At 70.1% G+C, this 22950-nt stretch carries 27 protein-coding genes and 1 tRNA gene; 13 read left to right on the top strand and 15 right to left on the bottom strand.

Translation table 11 applies throughout. From position 1 onward, the window contains the following. Positions 1-19: 19 nt before the first annotated feature. Genes ET445_RS10195 through ET445_RS10180 form a run of 4 tightly spaced genes read right to left on the bottom strand, consistent with a single transcriptional unit; the run spans position 20 to position 3307 of the window. On the bottom strand, positions 20-211 hold the full coding sequence (locus ET445_RS10195) for a hypothetical protein (protein ID WP_129191133.1): 192 nt from the start codon (positions 209-211) through the stop codon (positions 20-22). Between the two features lie 53 nt (positions 212-264). Next, positions 265-1203 carry a type II secretion system F family protein gene (locus ET445_RS10190; RefSeq protein ID WP_129191132.1) on the bottom strand — a complete coding sequence of 313 codons (939 nt, stop codon included), beginning with the start codon at positions 1201-1203 and terminating at the stop codon, positions 265-267. Next, positions 1200-2084 (bottom strand): type II secretion system F family protein, encoded by an 885-nt coding sequence (locus tag ET445_RS10185; protein ID WP_129191131.1) that lies wholly within the window; start codon positions 2082-2084, stop codon positions 1200-1202. The genes ET445_RS10190 and ET445_RS10185 overlap by 4 nt, the downstream gene beginning before the upstream one ends. Continuing rightward, a complete protein-coding gene (locus tag ET445_RS10180) occupies positions 2081-3307 on the bottom strand; it encodes a TadA family conjugal transfer-associated ATPase (protein ID WP_129191130.1) in 1227 nt (408 codons plus the stop codon). Before ET445_RS10180 ends, ET445_RS10185 begins: the two co-directional genes overlap by 4 nt. Positions 3308-3530: 223 nt before the next feature. Here ET445_RS10180 and ET445_RS10175 point away from each other — a divergent pair, with 223 nt between their 5' ends. Continuing rightward, complete coding sequence (locus ET445_RS10175) at positions 3531-3950, top strand: hypothetical protein (protein WP_129191129.1); 420 nt, start codon at positions 3531-3533, stop codon at positions 3948-3950. A 70-nt stretch (positions 3951-4020) separates the two neighbouring features. Further along, positions 4021-5337 carry an acyltransferase family protein gene (locus ET445_RS10170; RefSeq protein WP_129191127.1) on the top strand — a complete coding sequence of 439 codons (1317 nt, stop codon included), beginning with the start codon at positions 4021-4023 and terminating at the stop codon, positions 5335-5337. On the opposite strand, the gene ET445_RS10165 is transcribed toward ET445_RS10170, so the two are convergent. After that, the gene (locus ET445_RS10165; protein WP_129191125.1) at positions 5289-6863 is read right to left on the bottom strand and encodes an SLC13 family permease; all 1575 of its coding nucleotides are present in this window, start codon (positions 6861-6863) and stop codon (positions 5289-5291) included. The genes ET445_RS10170 and ET445_RS10165 overlap by 49 nt on opposite strands. 46 nt (positions 6864-6909) lie before the next feature. On the opposite strand from ET445_RS10165, the gene ET445_RS10160 reads away from it, so the two are divergent. Further along, a tRNA-Leu gene (locus ET445_RS10160) sits at positions 6910-6991 on the top strand. Between the two features lie 75 nt (positions 6992-7066). After that, positions 7067-7321 carry a DUF1653 domain-containing protein gene (locus ET445_RS10155; protein ID WP_129191123.1) on the top strand — a complete coding sequence of 85 codons (255 nt, stop codon included), beginning with the start codon at positions 7067-7069 and terminating at the stop codon, positions 7319-7321. 6 nt (positions 7322-7327) lie between these two features. On the opposite strand, the gene ET445_RS10150 is transcribed toward ET445_RS10155, so the two are convergent. Next, positions 7328-7996: a flavin reductase family protein gene (locus ET445_RS10150; protein ID WP_208008364.1), complete on the bottom strand. Its 669-nt coding sequence runs from the start codon at positions 7994-7996 to the stop codon at positions 7328-7330. A gap of 19 nt (positions 7997-8015) precedes the next feature. Here ET445_RS10150 and ET445_RS17260 point away from each other — a divergent pair, with 19 nt between their 5' ends. Beyond that, positions 8016-8174 (top strand): hypothetical protein, encoded by a 159-nt coding sequence (locus ET445_RS17260; protein WP_165314370.1) that lies wholly within the window; start codon positions 8016-8018, stop codon positions 8172-8174. Positions 8175-8181: 7 nt separating this feature from the next. On the opposite strand, the gene ET445_RS10145 is transcribed toward ET445_RS17260, so the two are convergent. Beyond that, on the bottom strand, positions 8182-9042 hold the full coding sequence (locus ET445_RS10145; protein WP_129191121.1) for an LLM class flavin-dependent oxidoreductase: 861 nt from the start codon (positions 9040-9042) through the stop codon (positions 8182-8184). Between the two features lie 122 nt (positions 9043-9164). Here ET445_RS10145 and ET445_RS10140 point away from each other — a divergent pair, with 122 nt between their 5' ends. Together ET445_RS10140 and ET445_RS10135 are read left to right on the top strand one after the other, a co-directional pair. Then, positions 9165-9824 carry a biliverdin-producing heme oxygenase gene (locus ET445_RS10140; protein ID WP_129191119.1) on the top strand — a complete coding sequence of 220 codons (660 nt, stop codon included), beginning with the start codon at positions 9165-9167 and terminating at the stop codon, positions 9822-9824. A gap of 215 nt (positions 9825-10039) precedes the next feature. Next, positions 10040-10807 carry a DedA family protein gene (locus ET445_RS10135; RefSeq protein WP_165314369.1) on the top strand — a complete coding sequence of 256 codons (768 nt, stop codon included), beginning with the start codon at positions 10040-10042 and terminating at the stop codon, positions 10805-10807. Positions 10808-10910: 103 nt separating this feature from the next. Here the strand turns inward: ET445_RS10135 and ET445_RS10130 are convergent, their stop codons facing one another. The 4 genes from ET445_RS10130 to murI all read right to left on the bottom strand — a co-directional run bounded on the left by ET445_RS10130 (position 10911) and on the right by murI (position 14152). After that, positions 10911-11855 carry a cation diffusion facilitator family transporter gene (locus ET445_RS10130; protein WP_129191117.1) on the bottom strand — a complete coding sequence of 315 codons (945 nt, stop codon included), beginning with the start codon at positions 11853-11855 and terminating at the stop codon, positions 10911-10913. A 66-nt stretch (positions 11856-11921) separates the two neighbouring features. Then, positions 11922-12542 (bottom strand): RdgB/HAM1 family non-canonical purine NTP pyrophosphatase, encoded by a 621-nt coding sequence (gene rdgB, locus ET445_RS10125; RefSeq protein WP_129191115.1) that lies wholly within the window; start codon positions 12540-12542, stop codon positions 11922-11924. Positions 12543-12545: 3 nt separating this feature from the next. Then, on the bottom strand, positions 12546-13325 hold the full coding sequence (gene rph / locus ET445_RS10120; RefSeq protein ID WP_129191113.1) for a ribonuclease PH: 780 nt from the start codon (positions 13323-13325) through the stop codon (positions 12546-12548). Next, the gene (murI, locus tag ET445_RS10115; protein WP_129191111.1) at positions 13322-14152 is read right to left on the bottom strand and encodes a glutamate racemase; all 831 of its coding nucleotides are present in this window, start codon (positions 14150-14152) and stop codon (positions 13322-13324) included. Before murI ends, rph begins: the two co-directional genes overlap by 4 nt. 60 nt (positions 14153-14212) lie before the next feature. Between murI and ET445_RS10110 the strand changes: the two genes are divergently transcribed. After that, positions 14213-15532: a nicotinate phosphoribosyltransferase gene (locus ET445_RS10110; protein ID WP_129191109.1), complete on the top strand. Its 1320-nt coding sequence runs from the start codon at positions 14213-14215 to the stop codon at positions 15530-15532. A gap of 11 nt (positions 15533-15543) precedes the next feature. On the opposite strand, the gene ET445_RS10105 is transcribed toward ET445_RS10110, so the two are convergent. The 3 genes from ET445_RS10105 to ET445_RS10095 all read right to left on the bottom strand — a co-directional run bounded on the left by ET445_RS10105 (position 15544) and on the right by ET445_RS10095 (position 18693). Further along, the gene (locus tag ET445_RS10105) at positions 15544-15834 is read right to left on the bottom strand and encodes a DUF3039 domain-containing protein (protein WP_129191107.1); all 291 of its coding nucleotides are present in this window, start codon (positions 15832-15834) and stop codon (positions 15544-15546) included. Positions 15835-15910: 76 nt separating this feature from the next. Next, a complete protein-coding gene (locus ET445_RS10100) occupies positions 15911-17485 on the bottom strand; it encodes a hypothetical protein (RefSeq protein ID WP_129191105.1) in 1575 nt (524 codons plus the stop codon). Further along, on the bottom strand, positions 17461-18693 hold the full coding sequence (locus ET445_RS10095) for an ABC transporter ATP-binding protein (RefSeq protein WP_243695167.1): 1233 nt from the start codon (positions 18691-18693) through the stop codon (positions 17461-17463). Before ET445_RS10095 ends, ET445_RS10100 begins: the two co-directional genes overlap by 25 nt. Before the next feature lie 115 nt (positions 18694-18808). On the opposite strand from ET445_RS10095, the gene ET445_RS10090 reads away from it, so the two are divergent. Both ET445_RS10090 and ET445_RS10085 read left to right on the top strand, forming a co-directional pair. Further along, positions 18809-19135 (top strand): hypothetical protein, encoded by a 327-nt coding sequence (locus tag ET445_RS10090; RefSeq protein ID WP_129191102.1) that lies wholly within the window; start codon positions 18809-18811, stop codon positions 19133-19135. A gap of 461 nt (positions 19136-19596) precedes the next feature. Then, complete coding sequence (locus ET445_RS10085) at positions 19597-20289, top strand: phosphocholine cytidylyltransferase family protein (RefSeq protein ID WP_129191100.1); 693 nt, start codon at positions 19597-19599, stop codon at positions 20287-20289. 85 nt (positions 20290-20374) lie between these two features. Here the strand turns inward: ET445_RS10085 and ET445_RS10080 are convergent, their stop codons facing one another. Further along, the gene (locus tag ET445_RS10080; RefSeq protein WP_129191098.1) at positions 20375-20932 is read right to left on the bottom strand and encodes an ECF transporter S component; all 558 of its coding nucleotides are present in this window, start codon (positions 20930-20932) and stop codon (positions 20375-20377) included. A gap of 40 nt (positions 20933-20972) precedes the next feature. On the opposite strand from ET445_RS10080, the gene ET445_RS10075 reads away from it, so the two are divergent. The 3 genes from ET445_RS10075 to ET445_RS10065 all read left to right on the top strand — a co-directional run bounded on the left by ET445_RS10075 (position 20973) and on the right by ET445_RS10065 (position 22950). Then, positions 20973-21791, top strand: a complete 819-nt coding sequence (locus ET445_RS10075) for an ABC transporter permease (protein ID WP_424922841.1) — start codon at positions 20973-20975, stop codon at positions 21789-21791. After that, positions 21791-22567 (top strand): ABC transporter ATP-binding protein, encoded by a 777-nt coding sequence (locus ET445_RS10070; protein WP_129191096.1) that lies wholly within the window; start codon positions 21791-21793, stop codon positions 22565-22567. The genes ET445_RS10075 and ET445_RS10070 overlap by 1 nt, the downstream gene beginning before the upstream one ends. Positions 22568-22755: 188 nt before the next feature. Further along, the gene (locus tag ET445_RS10065) at positions 22756-22950 is read left to right on the top strand and encodes a type II toxin-antitoxin system Y4mF family antitoxin (RefSeq protein ID WP_129191094.1); all 195 of its coding nucleotides are present in this window, start codon (positions 22756-22758) and stop codon (positions 22948-22950) included.

Genomic DNA, 22950 nt, shown 5'->3' with positions numbered 1-22950 from the left:
CCGCGCTCGTCTGCGAGGGTCAGGGGTGATCGAGCACGCGCGACATCGCGTCGTCGAACACGCCCTGCAGTGCCGGCGCGGCGAAGGTCCAGATCACGATGACCAGGCCGGCCGTCATCAGTGTGATGAGCACCCAGCCGGGCACGTCGCCGCGCTCGTCGCGCAGTCTCTCGTGCAGGGTGCGGATGATTCGGTCGCGGAGTCGTCGCATGGGGGTTCCCTTCGAGGAGGTCGGAAGATCGATGAGGAGCGGTGGTCACGAGGTCAGAAACCCGCCTGGAGCACGACGAACCCGGGGAAGAGTGCGAAGGCCACCGTCACGGGGAGGATGAGGAACACGAGCGGCACGAGCATCGCGATCTCTTTGGTGCCCGCGAGCTCGATGATCGTGCGCTTCGCCTCGGCTCGGGCATCGGCCGCCTGCGCGCCGAGCACGGCGGCGAGCGGGGCGCCGCGTTCGAGTGCGCCGAGCACCTGGTCGAGTGCCCGGGTGAGAGCGGGGTGGGCGAGGTCATCGCGGAGCGCCGCCAAGCGGGTCGTGAGCGGCACTCCGGTGCCGACGGCGGCGATCACGTCGGCGAACTCGTGAGAGAGCTCACCCGACCCCATGCGGGCGATGCGCCGGACCGCGTCGAGGATGCCTTCACCGGCGGTGAGGCTCAGTGTGAGGAACTCGAGCACGGTCGGAAGTTCGGCCGAGATGCGCGCGAGTCGTGCTTTGGCGGCCCGCTGGAGCAGCCAGTCACGGCCGACCGCACCGGCGGCAGCTGCGAGCACAGAGATCGCGAGGCGAGCGATCACCGGCATCGTCTGGAACGTCGGCGCGAACCCGGCGATCGCGGCGGCGGCGACGAGCGCCCCCACGGCCCATGCCAGTTGCTCGCCCCGGAACCGTTCGACGGTGTGCGTGGAGCCGGCTTGTCGGAGCCGCTGCGCGATCGTCTCGTTGCCGCCGAGGAGACGGGACAGCAGATCGCGACCGCGTCCGACGACGGGCGCGACGAGGACGCCGAGCACGGCAGACGGGTCGTTGGCTCGAGGCACGAGCATCGCGCGAGCGGCTTCGGATCGATCGGCGATGTACGGGGCGACGCGCTCGATGAGACGAGGGCGTCCGAGGGTGGGGATCGTCGCGAGCACGAGCCAGAGGCCGATGCCGAGGACGACACCCGCCACGAGTGCGAGCGCTGCGGTGGCGTTCATCCGAACCACCGCCGTTCGCCGGGGATCGCGCCGAGCGCGATCATCACCCGGTACGCGATCAGTGTGACGACGAGCCCGATGAGGAGGAGCGCCGTGCCCGCCGGCGAATCGTAGGCGCGGATCGTCTCGGGCTTGGTCGCGAGCACGAGCAGGAGAAGCCAGGGGGCTGCGACTCCGAGGCGGGCGGCGTTCCGCACCCACGACTGACGAGCGCGCACCTCGCCGCGGAGCGCGGCGTCTTCACGAAGATAGGACGAGAGTGCCTGGAGCACACGGACGATCTCGCCGCCACCCACGTCGCGCGCCATCCGAAGGGTCTCGAGGATACGGTCGGCGACGGGGTCGGCCAGTCGGTCTTTGAGCCGATCGAGGGCGGGTTCGAAGACGCCCGTGCGCCGGTACTCCGCGCCGAACTCCGCGAACGGTGCACGAGTGGCCGCGGGACCGAGGTCGCCGAGCGCGGCGACCGCGTCGGGCAGCGACATGCCGGCCCGCACCGACGAGACGAGGTGGTCGACGACTTCGGGCCACACCGCCTGGTTGGCCGAACGTCGAGCCGTGGCTCGCGCCCGGACCACGAGCGGCACCACAGCGAACCCTGCGACCGCCGCAGCGAGGGTCATGACGGGCAGCGCGAGCGTGGCGTGGGCGACGGCCGCAGCCACGACCGCCACCACCACTGCGACGAGCACGACGACCACGATCGGCACTTCGCCGAGGCCTGCGAGGTGCAGTTCATCGCGCACGAGGTCGCCCGCGCGACGGCCGCCGCGTCGCCCGTCCGTGCCGCCGACACCGGCGCCTGCGCGCGCCGACCAGAGGAACGGAGACACCACGAGGAGGATGCCGAGCCCGAGCACGGCTCCGAGGACGAGACTCATGCAGCACCCAGCACGATCTCGGGGTCGTACCCGGCGGCGCGCAGCTTCCCGAGGCGTGCGGGCCTGGCATCCGTCGCTCGCAACCGACCGCCCTCGAGGCGGAACACGATCTCGGTCTCGACGACCCCGTCGTCGACGCAGCCGGTCGTGACCGCGATCTCCTCGACCCGGCGCACGCCCTGCCGATCGATCGCGAGGTGCACGACGACGTCGATGCAGCTCGCGACCGTCGGCACGACGAACGCGGCGTCGATGTTGCGGCCTGCGAGGAGCGGCAGCGTGCAGAGCTTCACGAGCGCGTCGCGCGCCGAGTTGGCGTGGATGGTGCACATGCCGGGCAGGCCGCTGTTGAGCGCGATCAGCAGGTCGAGGCTCTCGGCCTCGCGCACTTCTCCGACGAGGAGCCGGTCGGGCCGCATGCGGAGCGCCTCTTTGATGAGCCGACGGAGGGTCACTTCGCCCGTGCCCTCGAGGCTCGGCTGCCGACACTGCATGGCGACGACGTCGCGCACGTCGAGGTCGAGTTCGAACGTCTCCTCCACCGTCACGACGCGGTCGCTCGGGCGCGCGCTCGACACGAGCGCATTGAGCATCGTCGTCTTGCCCGTGTGCGTCGCGCCCGAGACGAGCACGTTGGCGCCCGCGAGCACCGCCATGCGGAGGAACTCGGATGCCTCGCGCGTGAGCGACCCGCGCTCGACGAGCTGCGGCAGCGTGCGGATGCGCCGCTGGAACTTGCGGATGTTCACGGCCCAGTGCGACTGCGTCACATCGGGGATCACGACGTGGAGCCGAGACCCGTCGGGCAGCGAGGCATCCACGAACGGGCTGCTCAAGTCGACGCGGCGACCCGAATGCTGCAGCATGCGCTCGACGAGTTCGCGGATCTCGCGGTCGGCGAGCACGAGGTTCGTGAGCTCGGAGACGCCGTTCCGCGCGACGAAGACGCGCGCCGGCCCGTTGACCCAGATCTCTTCGACCGTCGGATCGTCGAGGAACGGCTGCAGCGCACCGAACCCGACGAGCTCGGCGACGACGTCGCGCTCCGCGCCCGCCTCGTCGGCGACGGCCTCGTGCACGCCGCCGAGCGCGAGCTCGTTGTGGCGGCGCACCTCGTCGCGCGCGAACCGCGCGACGACGGTGTCGTCGGCCGCGAGGTCGACGCCTTCGCGGAGCACCCTCTGACGCACGCGCTCGGCGATGGTGCGGGCGGCGTCTGGCATGCCCCCACCCTTTCAGAGGGCCGGATGCCACCCCGCGAAGTTATCCACACGCAAAGGTTCGGATGTCTCGGGCCGACCCCGCTCGCACCGCTCACCGCTCCTCCACACGGCGTGCGCCTCACCGTTCTTCCACCGTCGCCGGGATCGACCGCCCGGAGAGTCGCCCTGCACGCGAATCTCGCAGACGACCGATCTGTTCGAATCCGTGTGAAGGAGTCCCCCGATGTCACTGTCCCCCGCCCTCGCCGCCGTGCGATCCGCTTCCGCTGTCCGCGGGCGCGGACTGTCTCGCCTCAGCCTCGCCGTGTCGACCACGTCGCTCGCCGTGTACTACGTCACCGCCACCGTCGTCCCGTTCGCCATGCTGCTCGCCATGGAGCTCGCGGTGCTGACGCTGGCGTCCGGGAGCACCGCGCCCGGCGAGGCGATCCTCCGCCAGGTCGGGTCCACCTCCTCGGGTATCGGCCTCGCGTTCGCGGTCGCCGCGATCGGCGCGGCGATCTGGGCCCGCTCGCTCGCGAAGCGTGGAGCTGTCGCCGAGCCCGATCGTTCGGTCCCTTGGGTCGCCGTGATCGCGCTGGTGGTCAACGCCGTTTCGGGCCTCGGCCTTCTCCTGCTCTTCGTGCTCTCGAATCTGCCGTGAGCATCCACAAGGCGCCCGGCGAGACATCCGCCCGTCGTTACACTCGGTGCACGCCCTACCGAGGAGTCCGATGTCGAACGCCCTGACCGCCGCCGAGCGCGCCGCCCTGATCGCGAAGCGCGATCTCGTGGTCGACCTGGCTCGCGTGTTCTGCGTGCTCCTCGTGGTGGTGATCCACCTGCTCATGATCGGCGTGGGGCTCGACGCATCCGGTGCGATCGTCATGTCGCGGCCGCTCGAGGCGCAGACCTGGTTCCCGGCCGCGACCTGGGCGGGGCAGATCATGCCGCTGTTCTTCGCGCTCGGCGGGTTCACGGCCTACACGTCGTGGCGGAGCACGCAGCGCAAGGGCGGCGACGCTTGGGACTTCGTGCGCGGCCGCGCGATGCGGCTCGCCACGCCCGCGCTGCCGCTCTTCGTGTTCTTCGCGGTCGCGCTCGGCATCGCGACCATCGTCGGGGTCGACCCGGTGCTGCTCGACGGCGTCGCGACGGGAACGGGTTCGCCGCTGTGGTTCCTCGCGGCGTTCCTCATCGCCCAGTGCCTCGTGCCGGTGTTCGCCCGCCTGCACGAGCGCGCTCCGCGCGCGACCCTCGCTGCCCTCGCGGCGGGCGCGGTCGTGGTCGACGCGATCCGCGCGGCGACGGGAGTCACCGAGATCGGGCTCGTGAACCTCGTCTTCGTGTGGGGCTTCGTGCAGCAACTCGGCTTCTGGTACGCCGACGGATGGTTCAAGGCTCGCCCGGCATGGCAACTGATCACACTCGCCGCGGCGAGCTACCTGCTCCTCTGGCCGGGTGTCGGCGCGGGCTGGTACTCCCCCGACATGCTCGTGAACCTCAATCCGCCGACCGTGCCGCTCGCCCTCCTCGGCATCGCGCAGCTCTCGCTCCTCACGTTCCTCCATCGGCCGCTCTCGGCGCTCATGCGCACGCGAGTCGCGCAGAACGTCGTCGGGCTCATCGGCTCGCGCGCCATGACCGTGTACCTCTGGCACCTGCCCGTCATCGTCGCCGTCGCGGGGCTCACGTTGCTCATCCCGAGTGCCGCACCCGAACCCGCGAGCGGGGCGTGGTGGTGGACGCGCATCCCCGTCTTCGTCGTCGTGCTCGTGCTCGTCTGGCTCGTGACGATCCCGCTCGCGCGGTTCGAGACGGTCTCGCCGGCGATCCCCGTCGGCTCACGCCGACCGTCCCCGGTCGCGATCGTCGCCGCCGCGGTCCTCGCGATCGCGCCGCCGTTCGCGGTCATGCAGTTCTTCCTCGACCTGCCGATCGCGCTATGGGGCAGCGTCGCGCTCGCGGCGTCGGTGCTCCTCGTGCGAGCGCGCGGCAGGCGTCAGAAGGGCCAGACGAGCGGCACGTACAGCACCGCGAACGCGAGGTAGACGAGCGCGAGCGGCAGACCGAGCCGCCAATAGTCGCCGAACTTGTACCCGCCCGGCTGCATGACCATGAGGTTCGCGGGCGTCGCGATGGGCGTGAGGAACGCCGCCGCGCCCACGACCGTGAGCGCCATCATGAACGGCAGCACGCTGAGGTCGAGCGTTCGCGCGATCTCGACCGCAATCGGCGCGACGACGAGCACCGTCGCGACATTCGAGATCGTCTGCCCGAGCACGAGCGTGACGACGCACAGCACGAGGAGCGCGAGGTAGGGGGATGCTCCGCCGACCCATGACAGCACGAGATCGGCGACGATGCCCGCCGCGCCCGTCGAGATGAACGCCGTCGAGAGCGGGATCATGCCGGCGATGAGCACGACGACCGTCCACGGGATCGATCGGAACACCTGCGGCACGGGCAGCACGCCGGTGACGACGATGAAGAGCGCGGCCAGGAGCCCGGCGACCACGGGCGGCACGAGCCCCGAGGCGAGGAGCACCACCATGATCGCGAGGGCGACGAGCGACCGTTTCGCGCCCTTCCCGAGCGGCACCGACCGGCGCAGCGCCTGCGGCGGCGTGATCGAGATCACGTCCGGCGACCGCACGTAACGGTCGAGCGCCTCCCACGGGCCCTGCACGAGGAGGGCGTCGCCGGCGCGAAGTTTCGCTTCGCCCTCCAGCAGCGTGAGCCCCTCGCTGTCGTGACGCCGCACGGCGAGGATGATGAGGTGCTCCTGGCGGGTGCGCATACCCGGAGAGACCTTCCGACCGATGAGCTCCGAACGCGGCGCGATCATGACCTCGGCGACTCCCTCGGCGACGCCGATCTGGAGCTGCGCGGTCTTGACCTCGTACTCCTCCCGCCACGTGCGCTTGGTCTCGTGGACGTCGTGCAGGTCGTCGAGTTCTTCGGCCTCGCGCACGGGCAGCAGGCGATTTCGCCCGAGCACGACGATCACGACGGTCACGACGACGAGCGGGACGCCCACGAGCGCGAACTCGAAGAATCCGAACGCGCGGCCGCCCGCGCTCGCCGCGGTCTCGGACACGAGCAGGTTCACGGGCGTTCCCGTGAGCGTCAGGAGCGAACCGGCGCTCGCGGCGAACGCGAGCGGGATGAGCATGCGCGACGGCACGATGTCGGCGCGAGCGGCGACCACGACGACGACGGGGATGAGCGCCGCGACGGCGCCGTTGATGCTGATGAACGCGGCGAGCGCGGCGGCGATCGTCATGACGATGACCGTGAGGCGCACACGCCCCGTTCCGGCGCCGCCGATGACCTTCTGCCCGACCCACGAGGTCACGCCCGTGGCATCCAACGCCTCCGCGACGACGAAGAGGCACGCGATCAGGATGACGGTCGGATCGCTGAACCCTGCGAGCGCCTGACCGATCTCGAGGACGCCGGTCGCCCACAGCGCGACGGCGACGCCGAGCGCGACGACGGCGATCGGCACCCTGCCGGTGATGAACGCGACGACGGCGAGGACGAGGATGACGAACGTGGCGACGGCCGGATCCATACGCTCACGATAGAGGGCGCGGGGCCCGCCTAGACTGTTTCCGCACGCGGGAGTGGTGAAATCGGCAGACACGCAGGATTTAGGTTCCTGTGCCTTCGGGCGTGCGGGTTCGAGTCCCGCCTTCCGCACTCGTTCACGCAACCCCGCGATTCGGCTTCGGCGGGGGGCGGATGTCTCGGGCCCGTCGCCCGTACGATGCACGCATGAGCACACCCGACCGGCCCGAATCGCTCGTGACGCCGGGCCTCTACGAGCACTTCAAAGGCAATCGCTACGAGGTGCTGCACCTCGCGCGCGACAGCGAGACCGAGGCCGAGGTCGTCGTCTACCGCGCGTTGTACGGCGCATTCGGCGTGTGGGTGCGCCCGCTTGCGATGTGGGTCGAGCAGGTCGAGTGCGACGGGCGCGTCATGCCGAGGTTCCGCCGCATCGGCTCCGCCGCGACCGACGCGGGCTGAGCCGGCCTACGGTCCGTCGAGCACGGGCGCGTGCGGCGCCGTCGGGCTCGACGCGAGCCAGCCGACCTCGACGCCGCGCTCGAAGAAGTGGCGGAACGCGTACACGAGCGGGTTCCACCGGGTCGGGTCGATGTGCTCGCCGGTCGGGTCGAGGATCGCGGGATCCGCATGGACGCGCACTACTTCGGCCTCGACCATGAGATAGCCGCCGTCGAGGCCCTCGGTTGTGCGCCGCACGGTCGCTTCGAACTGCAGCCTGCACTCGGCGACGCGAGGCGGTCGGACGAGATCGGATGCCTCGGGCGTGAGGCCGGACGCCTCGAACTTGTCCTTCTCGTACCGGTATCGGGCGGCCTTCGCGTCGGGCACCGGGTCGCGCCCGGTGAGGGCGCCGAGGCGCGCGACGGCCTGCCACAAGTCGCTCGAGGGAAAGTTCACCGTGATGCCGGGACGTACGAGGAGGTTCGCGGCGGTCTGCCCGTCGACCTCGATGCCGAGGACGAGCATTCGTCCGAGCGCCCAGTACGACGACGCGGGCGCGAGGTTCGGCGTCCCGTCGGGGTTCTCGGTCGCGATGAGGTAGGCCGGGGTGCCGACGTAGAGCACGCTGGGTTCGACGACGACGTGGGCCGGAGCCGAGACGCGCGCTGCGCCGGGAGGTATGGGGGCGGGCACCGTCTGACACTATGGCGAGATGACCGATGCCGACGCGAATGTGACACGACCGCAGGGTCCGGCCGGCGATCCGGTCTGCTGGCTCGACCGCGTGTGCGACGCGTGCGGTGCGTTCGTGGAGGGCGTCGACGCGACGCCGTGCTGGAACTGCGGTGCGGTCGCCGACTCCGGTCGGTGAACCCCGGTCAGCCGCCCGGCGGCCCCGCTTCGAGTCGCGCTCGCGCGGCTCCTTCGATCCGCTCTGCGGGCAGGGACCAGTCGGATTCGAGCCACCACGTCGCACCCGCCTCGGCCCACGGCCGCACGATCGCCGCGTCCGCCTGACGGTCGAGGCCCGACGTCGTGCCCTCCTGGACGATGTCGAACGGCCGATCGGCGAGCCCGAGTTCGGCGCGCTCGCGCGCGATCCACGCGACGCCCTCGGCGAGGATGTCAGGTGTGAACTCGGGTGAGCCCGGCACTTGCGCCACGCCGGGCGGCGCGTAGTTGGGCAGCCATCCGTCGTACCGGGCGACGCGCCGCATCGACTTCTCGCGCGGCCACGCACCGACGACCCAGATCGGGATGCGCGGCTGCTGCACCGTGGGCGGCGGGAGCATCATCGTGGCTTCGGCGGCGCGGAAGTGCCGCCCCTCGTACACGAACGGCACGCCTCGCCACATGCGTTCGAGGAGTTCGAGCGACTCGTCGAGTCGTTCGGCGCGCACACGCCGACCGGGATCGTTCTCGAAGAGCCAGAACCGCTGCTCGACCTCTTGCGGCACCCCGAGCCCGGCCGAGAGCGTCACGCGCCCGCGCGAGAGCCGGTCGACGGTCATGGTCTGGCTCGCGAGCTCCCACGGCCGCCGTCGCGGCACGGGTGTGAGCATCGTGCCGAGGCGGATGCGCTCGGTCACGACGGCGGCCGCCGCGAGCGTCGACCATGCGTCGGTCGCCCAGATGCCCTCCCACACGAAGAAGCCGTCCCACCCGTGGAGTTCGGCGAGGCGAGCGAGGTCGACCGCGAGGACAGGGTCGTCGCCCGTGTAGATGAAGCCCGATCGCATGACAGCGACGCTAGCCGGACCCGCCGACACGAGCTTCGCCCGAGACATCCGTCCCTCGATTCGCGTCAGCTGCCCGCAAACGAGGTAAGGTAAGCCTTACCAACCCGACCCGAAAGGCCGAGATGTCGATCGCACCCCCCGCACCCGACACCCGCACCACCGCGGAGGACCCCGCTGACGTCGCCGCCCTCGTGCGCGCCGCGACCGCAGAAGACCACCGCAACGCCGAGACCCGAGGCTTCATCACCGCGCTCATGGGCGGCGAACTCTCGCTCGCCGACTACACGCGCTACCTCGCGCAGTTCGCGTGGGTCTACGAGGCCCTCGAGTCGCGCGGGCACCGCGTCGGCGACCCCGAGATCTTCGACCCGAAGCTCGACCGCCTGGCCGCGATCGAAGCCGACCTCGCCGCGCTCGGCGCCGCCGACTGGCGCGAGACCCACCCGCCGCTCGCCGCGACCACGGCGTACACGACGCACCTGCACGACCTGCTCGACAACGACGTGCGCTACCTCGCCCACCACTACACGCGCTACCTCGGCGACCTGTCGGGCGGCCAGGCGATCGCCGCCCTCGTCGCGCGCCACTACGGCGCGACGCCCGAGCAGCTCAGGTTCTACGACTTCGGCCTCGGCGACGAGGGCCCGGTCCGCTACAAGCGCCGCTACCGCGAGGCCATGAACGCGCTCGCGCTCGAGCCCGAGCAGATCGATGCGCTCGTCGGCGAGGCGCGCGCGTCGTTCCGGCTGAACGGCGCGATCTTCGAGGCGCTCGGCGCCTGAGAATCCGGATGCCCCGGGGTCGCTGCGTGCGACAACGGCGCCGCGTGCGGCGCGCGCCCCGGGGCATCCGCGGTTCGAATCATCCGGCCGGATGATTCAGCCTTCTCCCGGTTCGGCGTTCGCCTCGGATCGGTAGACTTGCGCGAACCCGCCCAGACCGAGTCGTCGCAAGCGACCCGGCACGCCCGTTGCGTCAGACGCCGACAGGAGCCTCAGTGATCCACACCGCCCTCATCCCGTGGCTCGATCCCGAAGGCATCATCCAGGCTGCGGGGCCGTGGGCACTCGCGGTCGTGTGCTTCATCGTGTTCGCCGAGACGGGCCTGCTCATCGGGTTCCTCCTTCCGGGCGACACGCTCCTCGTGATCGCGGGCATCCTGTCGCACTCGCAGCCGTACGCCGTCGACGGCGCGTTCGGCATCTCGGTGTGGTGGGTGGCGTTGCTCATCGGCCTGTCGGCGTTCGTCGGCGGCGAAGTCGGGTACTACATCGGCCACAAGGCAGGGCCGTCGATCTTCGAGCGCAAAGAGTCGGGCCTCTTCAGCATCAAGAACGTCGAACGCACGAACGCGTTCTTCGAACGCTTCGGCGCGCTCGCCGTCATCCTCGCCCGCTTCGTGCCCATCGTGCGCACGTTCGCGCCGATCGCCGCGGGCGTCGGCCACATGAACAAGGCGAAGTACACGCTCTACAACCTCATCGGCGCGATCATCTGGGGCTTCGGCCTCACGATGTTCGGATACCTCATCGGGTTCATCCCGCCCATCGCCGACTTCGTGACCGAGTACATCGACCTCATCCTCATCGCCGTCGTGGTCTTCACCGCGGCCGTCACGGTCTGGCACTACCTGCGCGAACGGTCGAAGGCGAAGAAGGCCGAAGCGGCCGGCGAAGACGTCGTCACCGACGCCGACGAGGCCGAGGAGCTCGTGCTCGACGCCGACGTGTTCGACCGCGGCCAGCACCCCGACGAGTCGAAGTAGCGCACAGGCGTCGACTCGTCGCGGCATCGCGGGCCGTCAGCCGCGGCGAGGACGACGCCGAGACATCCGTCATGCGCTCTGCACCGCGAGCCGGGGCGGCTCGCTACCTGTGCGACGGATGCTCGTGCGCCGCGTGCGCGGCCGACTCGAGCTGGAACGTCGAGTGGGCGACGTCGAAGTGGTCAGCGAGGCAGTCCTCGAGTTCGTCGAGAAGGCACCGCTGCTCGGCCTCGCCGCTCACCGCGGCGGGGTCGGCGACGACGTGAGCGCTGAAGACGTGCGCGCCGGTCGTGATCGCCCAGATGTGCACGTCGTGCACGTCGACGACGCCCGGCGTCGCGAGCAGGTGCTCGCGGACGTCTTCGACCTTGACGTCGGCCGGCACGCCCTGGCTCAGCACGCGCATGACATCGCGGAGCAGCACGAGCGCGCGGGGCACGATGAGTGCGGCGATCGCGAGGGAGGCGATGGGGTCGGCGGCGTCCCACCCGGTCGTCAGGATGACGATGCCCGCGACGATGACGAGGAGCGACCCGATCGTGTCGCCGAGCACTTCGAGGTAGGCGCCGCGCAGATTGATGCTGTCCTTCGCTCCCCCGCGCAGCACGAGCATGGCCGCGATGTTGGCCGCGAGGCCGATGATCGCGATGACGAGCATCGGTCCGCCCTGCACCTCATGGGCCTCGCCCGCGGCGCCCGAGACGAGACGGCCGATCGCGCCGATCGCGACCGTCACGGCCACGACGATGAGGATGATCGAGTTCACGAGCGCGCCGAACACCTCGAAGCGCTGGAACCCGTACGTCTGCCGATCGGTCGCTGGGCGTGCGGCGACGACGGCCGCGACGAGTGCGACGACGAGGCCGACGAGGTCGCTCGCCATGTGGCCGGCGTCGGCGAGGAGGGCGAGCGAGCCGCTCAGAAGCGCGCCGACCACCTGCACGACGAGGAACGCGCCGATGATCGCGATGGCGATCACGATGCGCGTGCGCGCGCCGCTCCCCCGCCCCGCGGCGAGGTCGTGCGTGTGGTCGTGCGAGTGGCCCATGATGCTTCGAGCCTACGTCGGAAATCCCAGGTCACGCCGAGATGGAAGTGGGAACGAGTAGCGTTCTCAGGCGAGGAGCGACGCCACCCGGCGCAATTCGGGCACGAGCGCCGTGAACGCGCGGGCGCGGTGGCTCTCGGCGCTCTTCACGTCGGGCGCGAGCTCGGCCGCCGTGATCTCGCGGCCCTCGGGCTCGAAGATCGGGTCGTAGCCGAACCCGTGGGAGCCCCGCGGCTCGTACGTCACCGATCCGGGCCAGACGCCCTCGGCGACGAACTCCTTCGCACCCTCGGTCGTGAGCCCAGGCGGCACCACGAGCGCGATCGTGCAATGGAACGAAGCGTCGCGGTCGGAGCGCCGGATATCGGCGAGCTGATCGAGCAGGAGACGCACGTTCGCCTCGTCGCCCCTGCGCGCCCCGGCCCAGCGGGCCGAGAAGATGCCGGGAGCGCCGCCCATCACGTCGACGCACAGCCCCGAGTCATCCGCCAACGCGATGAGCCCCGTCGCCGCAGCCGCCGCGCGCGCCTTGATGAGCGCGTTCTCGGCGAAGCTCGTGCCGTCCTCGACGGGCGACGGCCCCCCGTAGGGCCGAACGACGAGGTCGGGCATCTGCCCACCGAGGATCCGCTGGAACTCGGCGACCTTGTGGGCGTTGCCCGTCGCGAGCACGATCTCGAGCGACATCGGTCACTCCCCCTTCGCAGCGGCGAGCGACTGCGCGAGCGCCGCCCGCTGGAACTCGGCGAGCGAGAGGTTGCCCGCGAGCGCGAGGTCGAGGAGGGCGTCGAGTTCGCGCCGGTCGAACGGTGCGCCCTCGGCGGTGCCCTGCACCTCGACGAAGAGTCCGCGGCCCGTCGCGACGACGTTCATGTCGGTCTCTGCGCGCACGTCTTCGACGTAGGCGAGGTCGAGCATGGGCGTCCCGTCGATGATGCCGACCGACACCGCCGAGACGGTGTCGATGAGCGGCGTCGCCCTCTGCCCGATGAACTTCTTGCCGCGCGCCCACTCGATCGCGTCGGCGAGTGCGACATACGCACCCGTGATCGCGGCCGTGCGCGTGCCCCCGTCGGCCTGCAGCACATCGCAGTCGATCTGGATGGTGTTCTCGCCGAGCGCCTTCGTGTCGACGACGGCGCGGAGCGACCGTCCGATGAGCCGGCTGATCTCGTGCGTGCGCCCGCCGATGCGGCCCTTGACGCTCTCGCGGTCGTTGCGGGTGTTCGTGGAGCGCGGCAGCATCGCGTACTCGGCCGTCACCCAGCCCTTGCCCGAGCCGTTCATCCACCGCGGCACGCCGTTCGTGAAGCTCGCGGTGCACAGCACCTTGGTGTTGCCGAACGAGATGAGCGCGCTGCCTTCTGCGTGCGCGCTCCACCCGCGCTCGATGGTCACTTCGCGGAGGTCGGCGGGCGTACGGCCGTCGGCGCGGACGATGGATGCTCCGGTGCTGGTGCTGTCGGTCACGAGAGGGGTCCCTTCGGAAGGTGGATGACTCCGGTCTGCACGAGCTCGACGCTCGGGATCTCGGGGGCGATGAGCCGGTGGGCGAGGTCGAGGAATGCGCTCGTCGAGGTGCCTGTCGCCTCGTAGCGGTAGGCAGGCGGTTCGGGCGAGCGGCGCTCGAGCCCTTGGGAGACGAGCACGCGGTAGACGTCGTTGGCGGTCTCGACGTCGCTCGACACGAGCGCGACCTCCTCGCCCATGACGTACGAGATCGCGCCCTTGAGGAACGGGTAGTGGGTGCAGCCCAGCACGAGCGTGTCGATCTCGGCCCGCTTGAGCGGCGCGAGGTACTCCTCGGCGAGCGCGAGGAGTTCGGGTCCGGTCGTGACGCCCGCCTCGACGAACTCGACGAACCGCGGGCACGCCCGGGTGAAGAGCTCGAGGTGGGGCGCCGCTGCGAACGCGTCGTCGTACGCGCGCGACTGCACCGTGCCGACCGTGCCGATGACGCCCACGCGCCCGTTGCGGGTCGTCGCGACCGCACGGCGCACGGCCGGCTGGATGACCTCGACGACGGGCACGTCGTAGCGCTCGCGCGCGTCGCGCAGCATCGCCGCCGAGGCCGTATTGCACGCGATCACGAGCATCTTGACGCCCTGCGCGACGAGGTCGTCGAGCACCGCGAGGGCGTAGCGGCGGACATCCGCGATCTTCTTCGGCCCGTAGGGCGAGTGGGCGAGATCGCCGACGTAGAGGATCGACTCGTTCGGCAACTGGTCTTTGACCGCGCGCGCGACGGTCAAGCCGCCGACGCCGGAGTCGAAGATCCCGATCGGTGCGTCCGTCACGATCGACAAGCCTAGACGAGCGGATGCCTCGCCGACGCCCTCCTCGCTAGGCTCGGGTGCGTGACCGGCTCAGCTGCCCTTTTCACCGACCGCTACGAACTCACGATGGTCGACGCCGCGCTCCGCGACGGCACCGCCCACCGCGAGTCGCTCTTCGAGACGTTCGCGAGGCGTCTGCCCGACGGCCGCCGGTACGGCATCGTCGCGGGCACCGGGCGTCTCCTCGAACTCATCGGGCGGTTCCGCTTCGACGACGCCGAGCTCGAGTGGCTGCGCGCCAACGAGGTCGTGCGCGACGAGACCCTCGACTGGCTCGCCGACTACCGGTTCACGGGCGACGTGTGGGGCTACCGCGAGGGCGAGGCGTACTTCCCCGGCTCGCCGCTCCTCACGATCCAGGCGAGCTTCGCCGAAGGGGTCGTGCTCGAGACGCTCGTGCTCTCGGCGCTCAACTTCGACACCTCTGTCGCGAGCGCCGCCGCGCGCATGGTGTCGGTGGCCCTCGGCCGACCGATCGCCGAGATGGGATCTCGCCGCACGAACGAGCGCTCGGCGGTGGCCGCGGCGCGCGCGGCCTACATCTCGGGCTTCGACGCGACCTCGAACCTCGAGGCGGGACGCGCCTGGGGCATCCCCACCATGGGCACGGCCGCGCACGCGTTCACCCTGCTGCACGACTCCGAGGAAGACGCGTTCCGCGCGCAGGTCGCCGCCTTCGGCCCCAAGACGACGCTCCTCGTCGACACGTACGACATCCCGACAGGCGTCGAGACGGCCGTGCGGGTCGCGGGCACAGAGCTCGGCGCCGTCCGCATCGATTCGGGTGACCTGCCGACCGTCGTCGCGGCCGTCCGCGAGCAGCTCGACTCGCTCGGCGCCGTCAACACGAAGATCACCGTCACGAGCGACCTCGACGAATTCACGATCGCCGCCCTCTCGGGCTCTCCCGTCGATTCGTACGGCGTGGGCACCTCGGTCGTGACCGGCTCGGGGCATCCGGCTGCGGGGTTCGTCTACAAGCTCGTCGCGCGCCGCGACGACGCGGGCGAATGGGTGTCGGTCGCGAAGGCGTCGACGTCGAAGGCCTCCGTCGGTGGCCGGAAGAACGCCGCCCGACGCCTCGACAAGACCCGCACGGCGCGCGAAGAGCTCGTCTACATCGGTGACGGCCCCGCGGGCGACGACGAGTTCGAGGCCGGCGATCAGTTGCGGCCGCTGCTCGTGCCGCTCATCGTCAAGGGCGAAGCGGATGCGTCGTACCTGGGCGCCGAGGGCACGCGCGCGGCCCGCGAGCACCGCGCGAACGTCATGCAGGAGCTGCCGATCGAGGCGTTCCGTCTCGGCCGCGGCGAACCGGCCATCCCGACGACGTACCGCTGAGACCGGGCTGCCTACTCGGCCTTCATGCGGTCGTAGATCTCTTTGCAGGTCGGGCAGACCGGGAACTTCTCGGGGTCGCGACCGGGCGTCCACTTCTTGCCGCACAGCGCCTTGACGGGCTTGCCGGTGAGCGCCGACTCGAGGATCTTCTCTTTCTTCACGTAGTGGGAGAAGCGCTCGTGGTCGCCGGGCTCGAAATGCTGCTCTTCCTTGAGGAGCTCTTCGAGTTCGCGGTCGAGCACGCTCGTGCCGCCACCGGGCTGATTCGGGTCGGCGATGCTCGCGCGCGGGGATTCGGACATGCCTGAGATTCTACGCGGCGCGAAGCGCAACGAGCCCGGTGCCCGACGGTCGACGTCGCGCCGGGGGCCGAGCCGCTTACGCCTTGATCGCCGCCGCGAGGATCTCGGGGCCGCGCCGATCGAACACGCGCCCGCCGACCCAGACGCCGATCACGAGCGCGACGAGCCCGACCCCGACCCCCGCGACGAGCGAGAGCACGTACCACTCGGGGTCGCGCGTGATGCCGAGCCACCCGAACCACAGCGCCGGCGCCGCGAGGATGAGCGCGCCGACCATCGTCAGGGACTGCACGAACGCCGTGAGCGTGCCGCTCGACTGCGGCTGTTGGAACGGGCTGTCGCCCGGCTTCACGACGGGGTACGGGAACCGCGCCGACGTGATCGATCCGAGGCCGAGCCCTGCGAAGAGCAGCACCGTCGAGACCCCGATGACGGCGGGAAGCATCCGCCAGTCGGCGATGACCGCCGCCGTGGCCGCGCCGCCGATGCCGATCACGAAGAGCCCCGCGAAGAGCACGGGGATGATTCGGCCGACCCGATCGTCGGTGCCGCGGATGCCCGACGCGACGTGGAGCCACACCGCGGTCGAGTCGTAGGCCGTGTCGTTGTGCACACTCCACCCGAGGAAAAGGCAGATGAGCGGCACGGGGATGAGCGGCAGATAGTCGCCGGGGATTCCCGCGAGCGTGAGCGGCAGCACGACGATCACCGGCACGATCGGGATCATGACGAGCGACACCCAATAGCGCGCGTCGCGAACCCAGTAGGTGAAGCTGCGCGCCGCGACCGTCGCGGCGGGCGTGTGCGGCAGACGGTCGAACCAGCCGAGTCCGCGGTAGCTGCGGGCGGAGGCCTCACGACCCGGCGTCACGAGCATCTTCCTGACGAGCGCTTTCCACCCGAGCCACACGATCCAGAGCGTCGCCGCCGCGATCAGGAGCTTCAGGATCGCCGGGAGCCACTGCCCGTCGGAGGCGTCACCGCCGAGCGCGAAGGCCGCGCCGAGCGGCGTCCACCCGAGGAAGCCGGCGAACCCTTCGAGCACGCGGAGGCCCGAACGCGACCAGTCGATCGTCGCGACCATGACGAGGACCGGTGCGATCGCGACCACGAGGAGGATGCCGAGCACACCCGTGAACTCACGTGCCCGACGCGTCGAGAGCAGCAGCGAGGCGAGCCCCGTCGAGACGCGGGCGAGCAGTAGGCACGTCGCGAATGCGAGCGCAGCGCCGAGGACGGCGAGGACGATCTCGCCGAACCCGCGCGACCACGTGACGACGGTCCCGAGGAGCACGATGCCGAGCACGAGCGCCGGCACGCCGACGAGGGCCGCCACCGCGAGGCCGAACGCGAGCTTCGAGTCGTCGATGCCGAAGAGCGCGAACCGCCGTGGCTCCATCGTGTCGTCGACGCCGAACACGAGCGGGATGAGGATGAACCCCACCACCGTCGCCGACCCCGCGACGATGAGTGCATCGCGGACGATCGCGACGTCGTCGACCGTGCGGAGCCCGACGAGCAGCGCGAACAGCAGGGCCGCGGCGCCCAGTCCGTAGACGAGCCCGAGCACGATCCCCACGACCTGCCATGGGCTGCGGCGGAAGATGTTCGCGAGCAGCGCCAGCTTCAGTCGGAGAAACTGTGCAACCATTCCATCCCCTCCGCTGCCTTGCGCCCGCCCGCGAGTTCGACGAAGCGGTCTTCGAGGGTCTGGCCGGCGCGCACCTCATCGAGCGCGCCCTGCGCGAGCACCCGGCCGGCGATGACGATCGCGGCCGAGTCGCACACGCGCTCGATGAGGTCCATGCTGTGGCTCGAGAGCACGACGGTGCCGCCGCCGGCGACGTAGCGTTCGAGGATGTCGGTGAGGTTCGCCGCCGACACGGGGTCGACCGATTCGAACGGCTCGTCGAGCACGAGCAGGCGCGGCGAGTGGATCATCGCGCACGCGAGCGCGATCTTCTTCGTCATGCCCGCCGAGTAGTCGGCGACGAGGCGGTCGATCGCGTCTTCGAGGCCGAACGCATTCACGAGGTCCGCCGCCCGCGCCCGCACGGTGCGCGGGTCGAGGCCGCGGAGCGTGCCCGAGTAGTCGAGGAGCTGGGCGCCTGTGAGCCGGTCGAAGAGGCGCAGCCGGTCGGGCAGCACGCCCGTGATGCGCTTGGCGGTGAGCGGGTCGGCCCAGGCGTCGATGCCGTGGATGCGGACGCGCCCCTCGTCGGGGCGCAGGAGGCCCGTGATGATCGAGAGCGTCGTCGTCTTGCCTGCGCCGTTCGGTCCGACGACGCCGAAGAACGAACCGGTGCGCACTTCGAGCGAAATGTGGTCGACGGCGGTGTTCTGCCCGAACCGCTTGACGAGCCCTTCGACCTCGAGCACTGGGATCGCGCTCGCGGGCGGCGCCGGACGGGCGACACGGAGGGTGCGCTTCTTCCGCACTGCGGCGGCAGGCTCGGCGACGACGACCGGCGCCTCGACGACGGTCACCTCGTCGACGACGACCGGGAGGACGGCGGATGACTCGGGGGCCGCCGCCGGTTCGGGCGCGACGGATGCCTCGGGCACGACCGATGACTCGATGACGGGCTCGGGCTCCTCGACGACCGCCGTCGCTGCAAGGATCTCGGCGATACGCGAGGCGGGCGTCGTCTCCTCAGGATCGTGGTCGATCGCCTCGACGACCGGCTCGGACTCCACGACCGGCTCGGGCGCTTCCGGCACGACCGGCGCCGACTCGACCGCCGCTGCGGCGGTGACCGCTGCTGCCGGCGCAACCCTCGGGCGGGTGTCCTCGACCGGAGTCTCCTCGAGCGGCGCGACCGCCACGGGCGTCGGCTCCACCTGGGCGGCTTCGGTCACGGGCGCCCGGCGAGGTCGTTCGGCGGCCGTCGTCTCGGTCGTGAGGGACGCCGCGATGCGCGGCGTCTGACGCTTCGTCGCGGCGGCCTCCGCCGCGCGGCTGCGGGCTGCCGCAGTGGACGCCGCGCCCTTCGACGCCGAGGTGCCCGCGGACTTCGCCGCGGCGCCTCGGGCGGAGGTCGCCGACTTCGAGGCGTCGCGAGACGCCGCGGTTCGGGCCGACGTGCCCGTGCCACGCGCCGCGCGCGCGGTCGACGTCGGCTTCGCAGCCGAAGCATCGCCCTTCGTAGCGGTCTTCTTCGCGGCAGCGCTCTTCGCAGCTGTGCTCTTCGCGGCGGTGCTCTTCGCAGCCGTGCTCTTCGCAGCGGGACGCTCGGCAGCAGTCGGCTTCACCCGGGAAGAGGTGCCCGTCGAGGCATCCGCCCGCTCCGAGGCATCCTGATCGCCGGACGCGGCCCGCCGATTCACGGCCGCCCTCGATGCTGCGCCCGTGCTGCGCGTGCGCGCAGCGCCGCGCCCGGTCGACGTGGCGCGCGGCGTGCGACCGGCCGTGGAACCCGTCCCCTCGACGGCAGCCCCCCGGCCGGTGTCATCGCGAGCCTCGTCGTTCTGTTCTGAGCGCGAAACTGGAGTCACCCCGCCACGGTATCAACCGACCATGCCGCTCGTCCTCCCCTGGGGATGGATTCGCGTGTCGGAATGCCTCGAACCTGAACGTCGCCTGAACGAAGAATCACGATCGAGTGACGACCGTCCACATTCCACAGGTTCGCGCGGGGCCTTCCCGCTAGTCTGTTGAAGGCATAACGGCGTGTCTCAATCAATACTTCCGGGTGAACGACTTGTAAACGATCCTCGACGAGAGGGCGACCGTCGCTGCATCCGACCACCGAAGGAGATGCAGTGACCACCCAGATCGTGATCCTCGCAGCCGGCATGGGGAGCCGGCTCGGGCGTTCGCTCCCCAAACCCCTCACCGAGCTGAGCGACGGCCGCACCATCATGCGCCAGCAGTTCGACAACGTCGAGCACGCGTTCGGCAAGAACCCCAACGTGACCATCGTCGTCGGCTACAAGCTCGAGCACATCATCGAGGCGTTCCCGCAGGCGTCCTTCGTCTACAACGAGGAGTACGACCAGACGAACACGTCGAAGTCGCTCATGCGCGCGCTCCAGGCATCGCAGCCCGGCGGCGTGCTGTGGATGAACGGCGACGTCGTCTTCGACCCGGCCATCCTCGACAGGGCGCTCCCGTTCATCGAGCGCGACCAGTCGTTCGTGACCGTCAACACGGCGAAGGTCTCCGACGAAGAGGTCAAATACACGACGAGCGCCGAGGGCTACATCAAGGAGCTCTCGAAGACGGTGCGCGGCGGACTCGGCGAGGCCGTCGGCATCAACTACATCTCGAGCCGCGACAAGGCGATCTTCCTCGCGCACCTGCGCGCGGTCGGCGACCAGGACTACTTCGAGCGCGGCCTCGAGCTCGCGATCGAGAAGAACAGCCTTCTGGTCGAGCCGATGGACGTCTCCGACCTCTACGCGGTCGAGATCGACTTCGCCGAAGACCTCGAGCGGGCGAACCACTTCGTCTGATCAGACCTGCAATCGCGCAGCACACAGCGCACCACGGGAAGCGGATGCCTTTCGAGGCATCCGCTTCTCGCGTCTCGGGATGTCTCTAGCCGGCGTTCTCGCGCGCCGATTGCCGCGCGACGCCCGACCGTTCGAGCGCTCGCGCGATGAGCCGACCGATCCAGATGAAGAACACAGGGCTCGCGACCCAGCACGCGAGGGCGACGACCCACGCCCACCAGGCGTAGTGCTCGGCGCCGAGCGCGAAGAAGACGCCGATGCCGAGGATCGCGCCCGCGAACGCGCCTGACGCGTACCAGAGCCAGGCGTCCCACCGCTTGTAGCGCGTGATGAGGAACGGGATCTCGAGGAGGACGCCGACGAGCAGGCCCGTGCCGACGTACCGCCAGAACCACTGCGGGCCGAAGGCGGCGCCGACGAGGCCTGCGATGACGCCCGCGAGGATGCCTGTGCCCGGGCGCTTGAGGAGCGCGAGCGAGACGACGCTCGGGAGGAAGTGCGAGCCGACCGTCAGCCCGTAGAACAACGGGCCGAACACGGCGAACGCCGCCGCGAGATACCCCGACGCGCCCGCGATGAGGCCGCCGCCGACGCCGATCGCGGCGCTGCTCAGGAGGACTCGGGTGCTGATGCGAGGGGCCACTCTGCAAACCTACCCCGGTCGGGCATCTACGATTGGGGGCGTGATAGGCGAAGCGACTGCGACGACGCGTGCGGATGCGCATCCGCTGCTGCGCACGCCGTGGCTCCGCTACCGTCACTCGCTGTGGCTGCTCACGACGCGCGACCTCAAGGTGCGCTACTCGACGTCGGCGCTCGGGTACGTGTGGTCGATCCTCGACCCGCTCGTCATGGCGGGCATCTACTGGTTCGTGTTCACGCAGGTGTTCGATCGCGGTGCCGGGCAGAAGCCCTACATCGTGTTCCTGCTGATCGCGCTGCTGCCGTGGATGTGGTTCAACGGGGCGGTCGGCGATTCGACGCGTGCGTTCTTGAAAGACGCGAAGCTCGTGCGCTCGACGAAGATCCCGCGCACGATCTGGGTCAACCGCATCGTGCTGTCGAAGGGCATCGAGTTCGTGCTCGCGCTGCCCGTGCTCGCGCTCTTCGCGATCGTGTTCGGGGCATCCGTCTCGTGGGAACTCGCACTCTTCCCGCTCGCCATCGTCATCCAGGCCGTACTGACGGCGGGCATCTCGCTCATCGTCGCGCCCCTCGTCGTGTTCTTCCGCGACCTCGAACGCGCCGTGAAGCTCGTGCTGCGATTCGTCTTCTATGCGTCACCCATCATCTACGGCACGTCCGACCTGCCCGAGAGCCTGCAGTTCTGGGCGGCGTTCAACCCCCTCTCGGGCATCTTCGGGCTGTATCGCGCGGGCTTCTTCCCCGACGAGCTCAACTGGTTCGACGTCGGCGTCTCTGCGGCGATGTCGGTCGCCTTCCTCGTGATCGGCGTGCTCGTGTTCCGCCGCTGCGAGCGTGCCGTGCTGAAGGAGATCTGATGGTGGATGTCTCGCGCACGGCGCCTGCCGCCGCCACGACCGACGTCGCGATCCGCACCGAAGGACTCGGTGTGCGATTCCGCCGCAACCGTCGCGGCCGTCGCTCGTTCAAAGATCTGTTCAGCGGCCAGTCGCGCCGCACGCGGCCGGGCGAGTTCTGGGCGCTGCGCGACGTGTCGATCGAGGTGCGCCAGGGCGAGTCGATCGGCGTCGTCGGCCGCAACGGCCAGGGCAAGTCGACGCTCCTGAAGCTCGTCGCGGGCGTCATGCTTCCCGACGAGGGCAGCGTCACCGTCAACGGCGGCGTCGCCCCGCTCATCGAGATCACGGGCGGCTTCGTCGACGACCTCACGGTGCGCGACAACGTCTACCTGACCGCGGGCCTGCACGGCATGACGCACGCGCAGGTCGACGGCAAGTTCGACGAGATCATCGGGTTCGCCGACATCGGTGACTTCCTCGACACGCCCTACAAGCACCTGTCGAGCGGCATGAAAGTGCGCATCGCGTTCGCCGTCATCTCGCAGCTCGAAGAACCGGTCATCCTCGTCGACGAGGTGCTCGCGGTCGGCGACAAGGCGTTCCGCGAGAAGTGCTACGCCCGCATCGAGGAGCTCCTCGCGGGCGGCCGCACGCTCTTCTTCGTGTCGCACAACGAGCGCGACCTGCGCAGGTTCTGCACGCGCGGCCTCTACCTCGACGGCGGCACGCTCGTGCTCGACGCCCCCATCGACGAGGTGCTCGACCGGTACAACGCCGACTACGGGACCGCGTAGGGCGGCCCGGCCGTTCGCTCGTCGCACACGGATTCGGCACGTTCGTGCTGAATCAGCGGGTAACCGGGTGTGTTGATCGCAGGTAGGAGCCGATTCAGCACGAACGTGCGGATTCTCCTGGATATCGCAACAATTAGCTACTAGGCTCTCAGAAATCAGCACGTTCCTGCCGATTTCAGGAGGTCGAAATGGATGCCTCGGCGATCGGCGCCGCCGTCCGCGCCCGGCGGCGCTCGCTCGACCTGACGCAAGAAGAGCTCGCCGATCTCGCGGGCGTCTCCCCGAGATTCCTCGGCGCGCTCGAACGCGGCCGACCCGGCGCACGGCTCGACCACGTCGTCGCCGTGCTTCATGCACTCGGCCTCGAGCTGGAGGTGCGCTGA

The organism is Agromyces protaetiae (genome assembly GCF_004135405.1).
Taxonomy (GTDB): domain Bacteria; phylum Actinomycetota; class Actinomycetes; order Actinomycetales; family Microbacteriaceae; genus Agromyces; species Agromyces protaetiae.
Note: the sequence above shows the minus strand (reverse complement) of the source record. Positions and strands in the feature narration are given on the sequence as shown.

Bases quoted from the DNA above. Each gene is read 5' to 3' on its own strand.
- ET445_RS10145 (WP_129191121.1), bottom strand. From the start codon at position 9,042: ATGCGATCGGGCTTCATCTACACGGGCGACGACCCTGTCCTCGCGGTC.
- ET445_RS10065 (WP_129191094.1), top strand. From the start codon at position 22,756: ATGGATGCCTCGGCGATCGGCGCCGCCGTCCGCGCCCGGCGGCGCTCG.
- ET445_RS10130 (WP_129191117.1), bottom strand. From the start codon at position 11,855: ATGGGCCACTCGCACGACCACACGCACGACCTCGCCGCGGGGCGGGGG.
- ET445_RS10190 (WP_129191132.1), bottom strand. From the start codon at position 1,203: ATGAACGCCACCGCAGCGCTCGCACTCGTGGCGGGTGTCGTCCTCGGC.
- ET445_RS10180 (WP_129191130.1), bottom strand. From the start codon at position 3,307: ATGCCAGACGCCGCCCGCACCATCGCCGAGCGCGTGCGTCAGAGGGTG.
- ET445_RS10155 (WP_129191123.1), top strand. From the start codon at position 7,067: ATGAGCACACCCGACCGGCCCGAATCGCTCGTGACGCCGGGCCTCTAC.
- ET445_RS10170 (WP_129191127.1), top strand. From the start codon at position 4,021: ATGTCGAACGCCCTGACCGCCGCCGAGCGCGCCGCCCTGATCGCGAAG.
- ET445_RS17260 (WP_165314370.1), top strand. From the start codon at position 8,016: ATGACCGATGCCGACGCGAATGTGACACGACCGCAGGGTCCGGCCGGC.
- ET445_RS10140 (WP_129191119.1), top strand. From the start codon at position 9,165: ATGTCGATCGCACCCCCCGCACCCGACACCCGCACCACCGCGGAGGAC.
- ET445_RS10175 (WP_129191129.1), top strand. From the start codon at position 3,531: ATGTCACTGTCCCCCGCCCTCGCCGCCGTGCGATCCGCTTCCGCTGTC.
- ET445_RS10105 (WP_129191107.1), bottom strand. From the start codon at position 15,834: ATGTCCGAATCCCCGCGCGCGAGCATCGCCGACCCGAATCAGCCCGGT.
- ET445_RS10195 (WP_129191133.1), bottom strand. From the start codon at position 211: ATGCGACGACTCCGCGACCGAATCATCCGCACCCTGCACGAGAGACTG.
- ET445_RS10100 (WP_129191105.1), bottom strand. From the start codon at position 17,485: ATGGTTGCACAGTTTCTCCGACTGAAGCTGGCGCTGCTCGCGAACATC.
- ET445_RS10070 (WP_129191096.1), top strand. From the start codon at position 21,791: ATGGTGGATGTCTCGCGCACGGCGCCTGCCGCCGCCACGACCGACGTC.
- rdgB (WP_129191115.1), bottom strand. From the start codon at position 12,542: ATGTCGCTCGAGATCGTGCTCGCGACGGGCAACGCCCACAAGGTCGCC.
- ET445_RS10185 (WP_129191131.1), bottom strand. From the start codon at position 2,084: ATGAGTCTCGTCCTCGGAGCCGTGCTCGGGCTCGGCATCCTCCTCGTG.
- ET445_RS10165 (WP_129191125.1), bottom strand. From the start codon at position 6,863: ATGGATCCGGCCGTCGCCACGTTCGTCATCCTCGTCCTCGCCGTCGTC.